General features: G+C 67.5%; 10 protein-coding genes and 1 tRNA gene. 4 read left to right on the forward strand and 7 right to left on the reverse strand.

The features are described from left to right. The first annotated feature begins 33 nt into the window (after positions 1-33). Positions 34-3492, forward strand: a complete 3459-nt coding sequence (gene mfd, locus VPH46_RS12075; protein ID WP_416611523.1) for a transcription-repair coupling factor — start codon at positions 34-36, stop codon at positions 3490-3492. A gap of 152 nt (positions 3493-3644) precedes the next feature. Here mfd and VPH46_RS12080 read toward each other — a convergent pair whose 3' ends face one another. Continuing rightward, a complete protein-coding gene (locus VPH46_RS12080; protein ID WP_416611525.1) occupies positions 3645-4394 on the reverse strand; it encodes an SDR family NAD(P)-dependent oxidoreductase in 750 nt (249 codons plus the stop codon). Positions 4395-4543: 149 nt separating this feature from the next. On the opposite strand from VPH46_RS12080, the gene VPH46_RS12085 reads away from it, so the two are divergent. Further along, positions 4544-4969: a MarR family winged helix-turn-helix transcriptional regulator gene (locus tag VPH46_RS12085; protein ID WP_416611527.1), complete on the forward strand. Its 426-nt coding sequence runs from the start codon at positions 4544-4546 to the stop codon at positions 4967-4969. Positions 4970-5015: 46 nt separating this feature from the next. Here VPH46_RS12085 and VPH46_RS12090 read toward each other — a convergent pair whose 3' ends face one another. The 4 genes from VPH46_RS12090 to VPH46_RS12105 form a co-directional block, all read right to left on the reverse strand. Further along, positions 5016-5492, reverse strand: a complete 477-nt coding sequence (locus tag VPH46_RS12090) for a DUF2141 domain-containing protein (protein ID WP_416611529.1) — start codon at positions 5490-5492, stop codon at positions 5016-5018. Positions 5493-5603: 111 nt separating this feature from the next. Next, entirely contained in the window at positions 5604-6869 is a 1266-nt protein-coding gene (clpX, locus tag VPH46_RS12095; RefSeq protein ID WP_125960446.1) for an ATP-dependent Clp protease ATP-binding subunit ClpX, read from the reverse strand. A 144-nt stretch (positions 6870-7013) separates the two neighbouring features. Then, positions 7014-7640 carry an ATP-dependent Clp endopeptidase proteolytic subunit ClpP gene (gene clpP / locus VPH46_RS12100; RefSeq protein ID WP_239435399.1) on the reverse strand — a complete coding sequence of 209 codons (627 nt, stop codon included), beginning with the start codon at positions 7638-7640 and terminating at the stop codon, positions 7014-7016. 89 nt (positions 7641-7729) lie between these two features. Continuing rightward, positions 7730-8647 carry a glycosyltransferase family 2 protein gene (locus VPH46_RS12105; RefSeq protein ID WP_416611532.1) on the reverse strand — a complete coding sequence of 306 codons (918 nt, stop codon included), beginning with the start codon at positions 8645-8647 and terminating at the stop codon, positions 7730-7732. 300 nt (positions 8648-8947) lie between these two features. On the opposite strand from VPH46_RS12105, the gene VPH46_RS12110 reads away from it, so the two are divergent. Further along, entirely contained in the window at positions 8948-9955 is a 1008-nt protein-coding gene (locus VPH46_RS12110) for a DUF5700 domain-containing putative Zn-dependent protease (RefSeq protein ID WP_416611534.1), read from the forward strand. Between the two features lie 147 nt (positions 9956-10102). After that, positions 10103-11500, forward strand: a complete 1398-nt coding sequence (locus VPH46_RS12115) for a hypothetical protein (protein ID WP_416611536.1) — start codon at positions 10103-10105, stop codon at positions 11498-11500. Positions 11501-11658: 158 nt separating this feature from the next. Here VPH46_RS12115 and tig read toward each other — a convergent pair whose 3' ends face one another. Both tig and VPH46_RS12125 read right to left on the reverse strand, forming a co-directional pair. Further along, positions 11659-13320, reverse strand: coding sequence for a trigger factor (gene tig / locus VPH46_RS12120; protein ID WP_416611538.1), 1662 nt, complete (start codon positions 13318-13320; stop codon positions 11659-11661). Between the two features lie 69 nt (positions 13321-13389). After that, a tRNA-Leu gene (locus tag VPH46_RS12125) sits at positions 13390-13474 on the reverse strand. Positions 13475-13628 lie beyond the last annotated feature (154 nt).

Below are 13628 nucleotides of genomic sequence, written 5' to 3' on the forward strand. Positions count from 1 at the left end.
CGTCTCAGACCGAACGGAACGCCCGCGCCCGACATGCCCGATCTCCAGACCATCCTGTCCGCCAGCCGCCCGCTCACGCTTTCGGGCGTGCCGGCGGGGTTCCTGCCCAGCCTGCTCGCCGATCTGGCGCGGGGAAGCGCCGGCGGGGTGGTCTATGTGGCCCCGGACGAGGCGGCGATGCGGGCGGTGGCGGCGACTGCGCCCTTCTTCGCGCCCGAGCTGGAGGTACTGAGCTTCCCGGCGTGGGACTGCCTCCCCTACGACCGCGCCTCCCCGACGCTGCGCGCCATGTCCGAGCGGCTGGCGACGCTCCACGCCCTCCAGAGCCCCGGCAAGGCGCCACGCCTGCTGGTGACCACCGTCAACGCCGTCACCCAGCGCGTGCTGACCCCGTTCCGCATCCGCCAGCTGGTGGCGCGGTTGGCGCCGGGCGAGCGCATCTCGCTCGATCGCCTGGCCGAGCTGCTCCAGGGCAACGGCTATGTGCGGGTCGAGACCGTCCATGACGCCGGCGAGTTCGCGGTCCGCGGCGGGCTGGTCGACCTCTTTCCCTCGGGCTCCGAACAGGGGCTGCGGCTCGACTTCTTCGGCGACGAGATCGAGAGCGTCCGCACCTTCGATCCCGCCGACCAGCGCACCAGCGGCCGCATCGACGGCTTCACCCTGCTCCCCGCGTCCGAAGCGCTGCTCGACGAGGAAAGCGTCAAGCGCTTCCGCGCGCGCTATCGCGAGACCTTCGGCGCGACTGCGACCGGCGACCCGCTCTACCAGGCGATCTCCGACGGGCGGCGCCTGTCGGGCATGGAGCATTGGCTGCCGCTGTTCGAAGAGCGGCTGGAAACGCTGTTCGAGCACCTCCCCGCCGACGCGGTGATCGTGCGCGACGCGGGTACGCCCGGCGCCGCCGAGGCACGGTTCGAGGGCATCACAGACTATCACGCCAACCGCGCGCGCGCGCAGTCGGCGGATCCCGGAAGCTATCGCCCGCTGCTCCCCAATCAGCTCTACCTCAATGCCGAGGAATGGACGCGCCGGCTCGACGAGGCCGCCGCGCATCAGGTGACGCCGTTCCACGAGCCGGAGAGCGCGACCGTGCTCGACTTCGGCGTCGACGGCCCGCGCGACTTCGCGCCCGAGCGCACGGCCGGCAACAACGTCTATGAGGCGGTGGTCGCGCACCTCGCCAAGCTCAAGCGCGAGGGCCGCAAGGCGATCCTCGCCAGCTATTCGACGGGCGCGCGTGAGCGGCTGACCGGGTTGCTTGCAGACCACGGCCTCAAGGGCGCGATCGCCGCCGACGGCTGGCAGGAGGCGCTGGGCGCGGCCGAGCGCGGCCCGACGCTGATCGTCCTCCCCCTCGACCACGGCTTCACCGCGCCCCATGTCGCGGTGCTGACCGAGCAGGACATGCTCGGCGACCGGCTGGTCCGCCGTGCCAAGCGGCGCAAGAACACCGACGCCTTCCTCCAGGAACTGGCGACGCTCTCGCCCGGCGACCTGGTGGTGCATACCGAGCACGGCATCGGCCGCTACGAGGGGCTGACCCAGATCCCGGTGTCGCGCGCGCCGCACGACTGCGTGGCGCTGTCCTACGCCGGCGGCGACAAGCTCTACGTGCCGGTCGAGAACCTCGAAGTCCTCTCCCGCTACGGATCGGGCGAGGAAGGCGCGACGCTCGACAAGCTGGGCGGCGAGGCGTGGCAGCGCCGCAAGAGCCGCATGAAGGAGCGCATCCAGGCGATCGCGGGCGAGCTGATTGCTACTGCCGCCAAGCGTGCGCTGCGCCCGGCCGAAGTGGCCGAGCCCGACCACAGCGGCTATCCCGCCTTCGTCGATCGCTTCCCGTACCAGGAGACCGAGGACCAGGATCGCGCGATCGGCGACGTACTGGACGATCTCGCCGCCGGCACGCCGATGGACCGGCTCGTCGTGGGCGACGTCGGCTTCGGCAAGACCGAAGTCGCACTGCGGGCCGCCTTCGTCGCGGCGATGGCCGGCATGCAGGTTGCAGTGGTGTGCCCCACCACGCTGCTCGCGCGCCAGCACCACATGAACTTCACCCAGCGGTTCGAGGGCTTCCCGATCAACGTCGGCCGCCTCTCCCGCCTGGTGCCCGCAGCCGAGGCCAAGCGGGTCAAGGAGGGGCTTGCCGACGGCACCATCGACGTGATCGTCGGCACCCATGCGGTGCTGTCCAAGAGCATGGACTTCAAGCGGCTCGGCCTCGTCATCGTCGACGAGGAGCAGCGCTTTGGCGTCACCCACAAGGAGCGGCTGAAGGCGCTGAAGGCCGACGTCCACATGCTGACGCTGACGGCGACGCCGATCCCGCGCACGCTGCAGATGGCGATGTCGGGCCTGCGCGAGCTGTCGGTGATCCAGACCCCGCCGGTCGATCGCCTGGCGGTGCGGACCTATGTGATGCCCTGGGACCCGGTGGTGATCCGCGAGGCGTTGCTGCGCGAGCATTATCGCGGCGGCCAGGCCTATTTCGTGACCCCGCGCATCGCCGACCTGCCCGACATCGAGAAGTTCCTGGCGCAGGACGTGCCGGAGATCCGCTACGTCGTCGCCCACGGCCAGATGAGCCCGAGCGAGGTCGAGGAGCGCATGTCCGCCTTCTACGACAAGCGCTACGACGTGCTGGTGTCGACCACCATCGTCGAAAGCGGGCTCGACATTCCGTCCGCCAACACGCTGGTCATCAACCGCGCCGACAAGTTCGGCCTGGCCCAGCTCTACCAGCTGCGCGGGCGCGTCGGCCGGGCCAAGACGCGCGCGTACGCCTATATGAACACCGCGCCCGAGCGGCAGATGACCGAGGCCGCGACCAAGCGGCTGAAGGTGCTGTCCGACCTGGAGTCGCTGGGTGCCGGCTTCCAGCTCGCCAGCCACGACCTCGACATTCGCGGCGCCGGCAATTTGCTGGGCGACGAGCAGTCGGGCCACATCAAGGAAGTGGGCTACGAACTCTACCAGTCGATGCTGGAGGAGGCGATCCTGGACGCCAAGGCCGGCGGCCTGCGCGAGGACAAGCCCAAGGAGTTCTCGCCGCAGATCACCGTCGACGCGCCGATCCTCATCCCCGAGGACTATGTCCCCGACCTGGATCTGCGCATGGGCCTCTACCGCCGCCTCAACGACGTGGAGGACCGCGCCGGCATCGACGCTTTTGCGGCCGAGCTGATCGACCGGTTCGGCAAGCTGCCCGAGGCGACCGAGAATTTGCTCAAGCTGATCGAGACGAAGCTCAACGCCAAGCGCGCCTGCATCGCCAAGATCGACGTCGGCGCGCGCGGCGCGATCGTGACGTTCCACGAGGACAATTTCCCGAACGTCCCCAACCTCCTCGCCTATGTCGATCGCCTGGGCGGCGCGGCGAAGCTGCGTCCGGACATGAAGCTCGCCATCTCCCGCGCCTGGCCCGACCCGCGCAGCCGGCTCCACGGGGCGCTGCAACTGTCGCGTGGGCTGGCGAAGGCGGCGGGGTGAGCGGTCTGTCGTCCTGAGGTGCGGGCGGCGGCAGGGGAGCTGGTCTGCCGCTCCGCCCTGCTAGCGCCGGAAGAGTCCGGCTGGAGCGTTCGTGCTGCGGTGGGGCTGAGCTTGTCGAAGCCCCACGACAGCACGAACGGATATGCGCAACCTCACGCCTTGAACGACAGGAAGCCGTCGTCCACCGCGACCGTCGACCCGTTCACGGCCGATGCGGCGTCGGTGAACAGGAAGGCGACGACGCTTGCGACCTTTGCCGGCTCGATCAGCCGGTCGTGCATGTGCTGGGCGGCGATTTGCGCCTTGAACGCCGCGTCATCGCCCAGGATCGGCGTATCGATGAACCCCGGGGCGACGCCGACCACCCGGATGCCATGTTCGGCCAGCTCCAGCGCGCCCGAACGGCTCATCGAGATGACCGCGGCCTTGGCAGCATTATAGTTGAAGCTCCCGCGCGACGCGACCGAGCCATAGATCGAAGCGGTGTTCACGAACGTGCCCTTCGCGCCGATCTCGACCATCTTCCGGGCACCATAATACATGCCGTAATAGACGCTGTGCTGGTCGACCTCGATGACCTTCAGATAGGATGCCGGGTCCATCTCCAGGAAGGGCTTCACCAGCCCGATGCCGGCATTGTTGAACATGCCGTTCAACGTCCGCAGCCTGTCGACGGTGAAGTCGACCAGCGCGCTCACCTCCTCCGCCTTCGACCCATCCAGCTGATAGGACAGCGCCTCGACGCCGAGCGCCTTCACCTCCGCGACGACGGCATCCGCACCCTCGATATTGAAGTCGGCGACGACGAGCTTCGCACCCTTGCGGGCGAGCGACAGACAGGCCTCGCGTCCGATCCCGCTTGCGCCGCCCGTGACAATGATGACCTGGTCCTGCAGTTCCATTGGCTCGCTCCTGAATGTGTATCCCCTGGCCGGCAGCAGCGACGCCTGGCCATGCTGATGCGAACGGAACGAAACAGCGATGTCTCGGTTGCAAAGATACTTTGGGGAGAAGGTACGGGATGCACGAAGGTCCGGAGGACGGAACGAACATGCGCCTGGTTCGCGCGCTTCGGCGATTTCTGGCCACTGCCGCCCGCAACGACATGGTCATGGCTCGCGAACTGGGACTCCACACGACGGACCTTGCGACGCTCGACCTCGTGTTCTCGTCGCCGGAACCGCTCACGCCCGGACGCATCGCCGATCACCTGGGGCTGACATCGGGCGCGGCGACCGGCGCCATCGACCGGATCGAGCGCGCCGGCTACGTCCGTCGCCTGCCTAACCCCGGAGACCGGCGGGGCACGCTGGTGGAGCCTCTGCAAGGTCGGGCAGACGATGTGCTGCGGATCTATCGGGACGTCGTCGACCGATACGATAGCGTCCTCGCCGGGTTTTCACCGGCCGAAAGGCAGGTCGCCACGCGGTTGCTGGAGGCACTCTGCGACCAAGACGGCCTTCCGCACCGTCGATGAAAAAGGCATTTGCGCTCGGGTCGCAGCGCCCCGCCCTGCCGCAAGTCTACCGGATCGGCCCGATGCTCAGCCCGCGGCGGTAGTTCATCGTCACCGCCACGCGATTCTCGCCCGAGCGCACCGGGATCACCACCTTGGCGAAGTCCGGCTCCAGGCGCATCAGCGACAGCTTGGGGTCCCGGGAGAAGCCGCCGCCGTCGTTCCAGTCGGACTTGCCGTTGCCGTTCGCGTCGTGGCGGACCGCCACCGCATAATCGCCAGCGCGCGGCACGGCGATGCAGATGGTCGCCCCCTCGCGCGCGGGTGCCTCGACGCGGCCGAGCCAGCGGCCCTTCTTCAGGAAGCCGGCGCCGTCGTAGACCTGGACCCGGACCTTGCCGGTGCTGTTCTTGAGGCCGCGTACCGTCACCATCAGCCGGGTCTGGGTCGCAGCGGTGCAGGCGCCCGGATCGGCCGCCTGTGCGGACGCAGGGGCGGCGGCCAGCAGCGCCCCGCCGAGCAGCGTCGCGATTGTCGCGTTCATCTTTCAATTCTCCGTTCTTGCAGCCGCGGCCCCCCTATCCGCAGCCCCAAAGCAGAAACGGGCGCCGTTGCGGGCGCCCGTTTCGTGGTTCTGGCTAGAGCGCGCCGCCGATCAGGCGGCGTCTCCCGCCTTCTGCTTTTCCGCATAGACGCGGACCGGTTCCTTGCGGCCCTCGATCACGTCCTTGTCGACCACCACCTCGTCGACGCCATCCATTCCGGGCAGGTCGAACATGGTGTCGAGCAGGATGCCCTCCAGGATCGAGCGCAGGCCACGGGCGCCGGTCTTGCGATCGATCGCCTTCTTCGACACCGCGACCAGCGCGTCGTCGTTGAAGCCCAGGCGCACGCCCTCCATGTCGAACAGCTTCTGGTACTGCTTGACCAGCGCGTTCTTCGGCTCGGTCAGGATCTTGACCAGCGCGTCGATGTCCAGATCCTCGAGCGTCGCGATCACCGGCAGGCGGCCGACGAACTCGGGGATCAGGCCGAACTTGAGCAGATCTTCCGGCTCGGTCTGGCGCAGCACCTCACCCGTGCGGCGCTCCTCGGGAGCGGCCACATAGGCGCCGAAGCCGATCGACTTGCCCTGCAGGCGGTCGCCGATGATCTTCTCCAGGCCCGAGAACGCGCCACCGCAGATGAACAGGATGTTGGTCGTGTCCACCTGCAGGAACTCCTGCTGCGGATGCTTGCGGCCACCCTGCGGCGGAACGGACGCGGTGGTCCCTTCCATCAGCTTAAGCAGCGCCTGCTGCACGCCCTCGCCCGACACGTCGCGCGTGATCGACGGGTTCTCGGCCTTGCGGCTGATCTTGTCGATCTCGTCGATGTAGACGATGCCGCGCTGCGCCCGCTCGACATTATAGTCGGATGCCTGGAGCAGCTTGAGGATGATGTTCTCGACATCCTCGCCGACATAGCCCGCCTCGGTCAGCGTGGTCGCGTCCGCCATGGTGAACGGAACGTCCAGGATGCGCGCCAGCGTCTGGGCGAGCAGCGTCTTGCCGCAGCCGGTGGGGCCGACGAGCAGGATGTTGCTCTTCGCGAGTTCGACGTCGGCGCCCTTCTGGCCGTGGTTCAGGCGCTTGTAGTGGTTGTGGACGGCCACCGACAGCACGCGCTTGGCCTGCTTCTGCCCGATGACATAGTCGTCCAGCACGTCGCAGATCTCCTGCGGCGTGGGGACGCCCCCGTCCTTCTTCGACACCAGCGCGGACTTGGTCTCCTCGCGGATGATGTCGTTGCACAGCTCCACGCACTCATCGCAGATGAACACGGTGGGGCCGGCGATGAGCTTGCGCACCTCATGCTGCGACTTGCCGCAGAAGGAGCAATAGAGCGTGCTCTTGGAGTCACCGCCGCTGAGCTTGGTCATTCACTTCTCTCCCGCGCACCTAGGCGCGTTACACCGCCCGACAGTCTACACTCGGGCACCGGTCCGGCAATCCATAAAACGCGTTGGTTATCAGGACGTTGCCCGCGCCGCCGGATTCAGGCGCGGGCATGTTCCAGCCGCGGATCAGGCCGCAGGCGCTTCCTCGGTCGGGGTCGGGCGCTTGTCGAACACCTGGTCGACCAGGCCGAACGCCTTGGCCTCTTCCGCCTCCAGGAAGGTATCGCGGTCCATCGCCCGCTCGATCTCCTCCAGCGGCTTGCCCGTGTACTTGGCGTACAGGTCGTTCATCCGGCGGCGGATGCGCAGGATTTCCTTGGCCTGGATCTCGATGTCCGAGGCCATGCCCTGGGCGCCGCCCGACGGCTGGTGGACCATGATGCGCGCGTTGGTGAGCGCGACGCGCATCCCCGGCTCGCCGCTGGCGAGCAGGAAGCTGCCCATCGACGCTGCCTGGCCGATGCAGACGGTGCCGACGCGCGGACGGATGTACTGCATGGTGTCGTGGATCGCCATGCCGGCGGTCACCACGCCACCCGGCGAGTTGATGTACATCCAGATGTCCTTCTTCGGGTTCTCGGACTCGAGGAAGAGCAACTGGGCGGTGATGAGCGACGCCATGTGATCCTCGACGCCACCGGTCACGAACACGATCCGCTCACGCAGCAGGCGCGAATAGATGTCGAAGCTGCGCTCGCCGCGGCTCGACTGTTCGATGACGATGGGGACGAGGGCGTCGTGGATGTCCTGCATTGGGTTCCCGCTTGGTAAGGTTCGAAACACAACATCGGCGCTCGGATCGCCCGGCGCAAGGGCCGCGAGGTGCGATCCGCGGCGGGACGTCAGTTGCCGGGGGCCGGATGCGCCAGATAGGCCAGCCGACGCACCTCCACCCGTCCGCGCACCACCGTATCGAGGATTAGCCCCGAGAATCCGCACAGGAAGGCGAGGATCATCAGGCCCGTCACCAGGATCGCGGTCGGGAAGCGCGGCACGAGGCCGGTCTGTAGATAAGTGACCACCAGCGGCACCGCCAGCAGCAGCGCGACGGCCGCAAGGAGGAGGCCCACCGCGCCAAAGAACCACAGCGGCCGCTCGAAGCGATAGAGCGTCGCGATCGTCCGCGCGATCCGCCAGCCGTCGCGATAGGTGCTGAGCTTGGAGTGGGACCCCTCGGGCCGGGCGAAATAGCAGGTCTCGACCTCGGCGACCGGCATCTTGAGCTCCAGCGCATGGACGCTGATCTCGGTCTCGATCTCGAACCCGCCGGACAGCGAGGGGAAGCTCTTCACGAATCGGCGCGAGAACACCCGGTAGCCCGAGAAGATGTCGGTGAAGCTGCGCCCGAACAGCCGCGCGAGGATGCCGGTCATCGCCCGGTTTCCGAAGCGGTGCCCGCGGCGATAGGCCGCCTGGTGCTGCTCGACGCGCGATCCGACGATCATGTCGAGCTGCTCGGTGACGAGCTGCGCCACCATCACCGGTGCGACGCTGGCGTCATAGGTCGCGTCGCCGTCCGCCATCACATAGACGTCCGCCTCGATGTCGGCGAACATGCGGCGCACGACAGCGCCCTTGCCCTGGATGCGCTCGGAGCGGACCACCGCCCCCGCTTCCCGCGCGACCTCGACCGTCCGGTCGCGGCTGTTGTTGTCATAGACATAGATCGTCGCGTCCGGCAGCGCCTCGCGGAACCCCGCGACCGTCTGCGCGATCGCAGCCTCTTCATTGTAGCAGGGCAAGAGGACGGCGATCTTCATGCAGGTTCCGGTAGCGTCTGGACTGCGCCCGCGACTAGCCCAACCCTCGGACTGGCCGCCAGCAGAAAAGAAGATCGCGGGGGAGCCTCGCCGCGAGCCCTGGTCTTGCCGCTTGACAGCCGTGTTGCCAGGTTAATACACCAGCCGGATTCTTGGGGGGGGGAATAAATGCGGCGATATGGACGGATCGGAGCTGCGCTTGCGGCTCTCTCCTTGGCGGGCGCGGTTGGAGCGGCACCCGGTGCGGCACAGGATTCATCGGCCGCATCCGGCCGACCTCGTGCGAACCTTTCCGTTACGGTGGACGTAGAGGCGACCAGGGCGGTCCTGGCCGCTCTCCAGAACCCGGCGTTGACGACGGCGGACGCGCTGCGCGTGGCTGCGCTTCCCGGCAATCAGGGACTGATACGCAAGGCGCGCAATTATGGGCGTCCAGCTTCTAACGAACTGTTCGCAAAGGCCTTGGTCGCCGCGGCTCAGGGGAATGATGCCGAACCCGATCCCGCCAGGTTCCGCTTCGGGCAGGTGCGAAGTCATATCGAACAGATCCGCGCCACGCTGGGCAAGCTGGAGGACCCGAAGTCCAATCTCCTGGATCAGGTCAAAGGCAGGATCGCGGAGTTCACGCCGCCGGATCTGGGCGGACACGTCGTCGGCCACCTGATCGTGGGCGGCACGTCGGGCGGCTTCGCCTTCGGCGATCCGGAGTTCTTCCTAAACCTGGACCGGTTCCCTTCCGCGCCGCTCGCCGCGACGGTGATGCAGCACGAGCTGTTTCACGCCGTCCAGGGGATCGCTAGGCAGGCGCGGCCGCTCCCGCCCAAGGCCCAGGCCTGCACGGCTGCGGTGCCGCATAGCAAGGAGCTGGTCCCGCTCTTCGCATCGCTGGAGATGGAGGGCAGCGCCAGTCTGGTCGGCGACGTCGCCGCGATGCCAGCGGGGACCGACGCGGGAAGCGACGAGGCGCGGCAAAGGACGTTGCGCAACATCGGCCTGGTCGATCGAAGCGTCACGCTGCTCGAACTGTCGGTCCATGGCCTGAACACGGGCGCCGAGGTTTCGTACGACGACGTCTATGCCCTGGGCTTCTATGGCGACGAAGTGCTCTATGCCCTGGGCTATGTCATGGCGCGCGCGATTGTCGCCGAAGAGGGCAAGGGTGCGATTGCCGAGCTCACCGGGCAGCCGGGTGCACTGTTCGTGCAGCGCTACCGGAAGCTCCGCGGCTACGGCAAGTCGGAAGCCGTCCCGGCCCTTGGCGCCGAGACGCTCCGGTCGGCCGACCGCCTGGCGGCCTGCCTCGCCTAAGCCTGCACCGGCGCAGTTGATGGTGCGGGGGAACAACGTCCTGCCTTCTTCGGCGGGACGCCGCACTGCTTTGATCAGCAAACGACAGTGTCGCTGGGGGCGGAGCGCCGTCGCGCCCGCTCTTTCACGGCCCGGGGATCAGAAACGATGAAGACGCGTACCTACGGGCTCGGTGTACTGGGGCTCACCCTGCTCGCTGCGACGTCGCTGCCTGCCGCGCCGGTTCAGAAGGACCAACCCGTCCGCGCGACGGGCAAGGTCCGCGCTTCCCTGGCAGACGGACGATTTGAAGGTCAGGTTTGCGTCGGAGCCCGGCCGCCGGCGACAGCAAAGACCTTCGTGCTCAATGCCGGACTGAACGTCGCGCGCGTCACGGATGGGAGCGGCAAGCCCGTGAGCTTCACCGGCTGGTTCGATCCAGGGGTCGACGGCGAGGCACGTGTGTATACGTTGGAAGATGCGCCCGCCACGATGTGCGTGTCCTACGTCGGCGCCTTCCCCGTCTATGCCGAGCGCGACGCGCCGACCGACTTCAAGGGGCTGATCGCCTTTAACGGAGACAGCGTGCGCGCGTCCGAACAGGCAGTGTGGTTTCCCGCCCCCTTCGACCCTGTGCTGAAAACGCGGGTCGATGTGATGGCCTATGATCTGGAGATCGCCTGCGATGGCTGTCGCTTCCTCTACATGAACGGCAGCGGGGCGACCAATGGTCCTGTCGCGCAGTTCAGAAGCGAGCTCGCGCGACCCCTGCTCCTGTTCGGCGGCACCGGGCCGCTCACGCGGACCGGTGGCCTGACGATCCTCAACCAGTCAGTGACGGCGGCCCAGCAGGCAGCACTGGCCGATCACTTCTCCAGAATTCGCGGCTTCTACGGCAGCTATCTTGGCCAGCCCATGGCCGACGACCCGACGCTGCTGCGGATGGTGACGCTGAACCAGGTGGACCGGGATCGCAGGGAAAGCTCCTGGGGATTTGCGACCTGGCCGACGATCGCGCTCAGCGGCTCTGTCGGTGCCATCGGGGATGCCCTGCTCGCCGGGGGAGAGAAGGCCGAGATGTACGCAGCGTACCTGTCACACGAAACAGCACATTACTACTTCGGTACATTGACCCGGCCGACCGGCCCCTACGCCTGGCTGCTGCTGGAATCGACCGCGCAGTTCCTGTCGATCAAGGCCCAGCAGGCAAATCTGGGCGAGGACGCAGCGTCCCGCCAGGTTGCGCAGCTTCGAAAAGCGACCGAGAAGCAGCCGCAAGCGTTCGTCGCGCTCGACGAGATCACCGCCTCGTCGCAGATCGACGAGGGCTATCGCTACAACTACGGCCCCCTACTGCTTCTCTCGCTCGAGCGCGCGGTCGGCGAGGCCCAGATGCGCATGTTCATGCGGCGATTGTTGTCTGCGCCCCCGATCCATCGGTGGTCCGACATTGCCGAGATTGCCGTCCAGTCGGGGATCAAGCGCGAGACATGGGATCGCTGGCGCGCCGAGTGCGTCGCCGGCGGCACCCGCGCCTGCGTGGGCACGGGGGCCGCCGCCCTTTAGCGCCCAGGTGCGTCGCGCCCGAGCGTGCGACGGGTTGGAGAGCGAAGCCCCTCCCGTGCGACGGCCCCGCGTCCGGTCGAAGGAGGTGCACGCCAAACAAAAAGGGCTGCAGGTCGCGGTCGACCTGCAGCCCTTCCCTGATCCGGTCGGACGCGCGCTTAGGCGGCGTCGTCGGCCTTCTTCTTGGCGGCCTTCTTCTTCGGTGCGGCCTCGCCGGCCTCGTCCGAAACGCCTTCTTCCTTGGCAGCCTTCTTGGTCGCGGCCTTCTTCTTCGGCGCGGCAGGAGCTGCCTCGGCGTCGGCGGCGGCCGGCTCGATGTCGGCGGCTTCGGCCTTCTTGGTCGACTTGCGCTTCGGCTTCACCGGCTCGGCAGCCGCTTCCTCGGTGCCGTGGTCGTGGTCGTGCGCATGATCGTGGTCGTGGCCATGCGCGTGGTCATGGTCATGGTCGTGATCATGGTTGTGGACGTGGGTGCCGCTGGCGAACCCGTCCTCGCTCTCGATCGCGGCTTCCAGCTCCTCGCGGGTCACTTCGCGGTCGGTGATCTCGGCCTTGTCGAACAGGAAGTCGACGACCTTGTCCTCATACAGCGGCGCGCGCAGCTGGGCGGCCGCCATCGGCTCCTGCTGGACGTACTGGATGAAGCGCTCGCGGTCCTGCGGCGAATACTGCTGCGCTGCCTGCAGGATCAGGCGCTGCATTTCCTGCTGGCTGACCTCGACGCCGTTCGCCTGGCCGATCTCCGACAGGAGCAGGCCCAGGCGGACGCGACGGACCGCGATCGCGCGGTAATCCTCGCGCTCGTTCTCCAGCTCGGCCATCGCCGCGTCGGGGTCGGCCTCATGGGTCGCCTCGTGCTGGAGCTGCGCCCAGATCTGGTTGAACTCGGCTTCGACCATCGAGGGCGGAACCTCGAAGTCGTGGTCGGCGGCAAGCTGGTCGAGCAGCTTGCGCTTCATGTGGGTGCGGGTCAGGCCGTTCAGTTCCTGGCCGGCCTGGTCCTTCAGGATGCCGCGCAGCTGCTCCAGGCTCTCCAGGCCCAGCGCCTTGGCGAACTCGTCGTCCGCCACGGTCTCGCCGGCCGGCACGCGCACGTCGGTGACCTTGAGGTCGAAGGTCGCCGGCTTGCCCTTGAGCGTGTCGACGCCGTAGTCCTCGGGGAAGGTGACCTCGATGGTCTTCTCGTCACCCTTCTTGATGCCGACGAGCTGGTCCTCGAAGCCCGGGATCAGGCGGCCCGAGCCGATCTCGATCGACATGCCTTCGCCGGTGCCGCCTTCGAAGGCGACGCCGGCAACCTTGCCGGCGAAGTCCATGACGACCAGGTCGCCGGTGGCGGCCTCATGGCCTTCCGGCGCGTCCTCGTGGCGCTTGTTCTGGCTGGCGAGCTGCTGGATGCGCTCGTCGATCGCCGATTCGTCGGCCGGAACGGTCAGACGCTCGAGCTTGATGCCCTCGATCGCGGGGGCCGGCACGTCCGGGAGCACTTCCAGCTCGACCTTGACGACCGCGTCCTTGCCCGGCTCGAAGCCCTCGTCCAGCGACACCTGCGGCTGCAGCGCCGGGCGCAGCTTCTGCTCGGAAAGCAGCGTCTGCACGCCTTCCTGGATCGAGGTGTTGAGCGCTTCCTGGGTCAGCGCCGGGCCGTGCATCTTGCGCACCAGGTTCGCGGGAACCTTGCCGGGACGGAAGCCGGGCATGCGGATCTGCGGCGACACGCGCTTCACCTCGGCATCGACCTTGGCGTCGATTTCGGCCGCGGTGATGGTGAGCGTGTAGGCCCGCTTCAAACCCTCGTTCAACGTCTCGACAGTCTGCATTCTCGACAGCTTTCGTCCAATAGGATCGGGATCACGGTGTCCTACAAGCTTCGCTTGCGAGAGCGAAGCTGGTGCGGGCGAAGGGAGTCGAACCCCCACATCTTTCGATACTGGAACCTAAATCCAGCGCGTCTACCAGTTCCGCCACGCCCGCGAGCGGACACCGCCGGCACGGCGGCGTCTATAGCAGCCACACAGGCTGGAGCAAGCGTCGTGGCAACCGCGGGCCTCCCTGGCGCGTTCAATGCGCGTCCAAGGAGAGACACCATGCCCGTAGAGCCCCCCATCCCGGCCGCCCCGCCGGAGGC

The organism is Sphingomonas sp. MJ1 (PH-R8) (assembly GCF_048058635.1).
In the GTDB taxonomy this organism is placed as follows: domain Bacteria; phylum Pseudomonadota; class Alphaproteobacteria; order Sphingomonadales; family Sphingomonadaceae; genus Sphingomonas.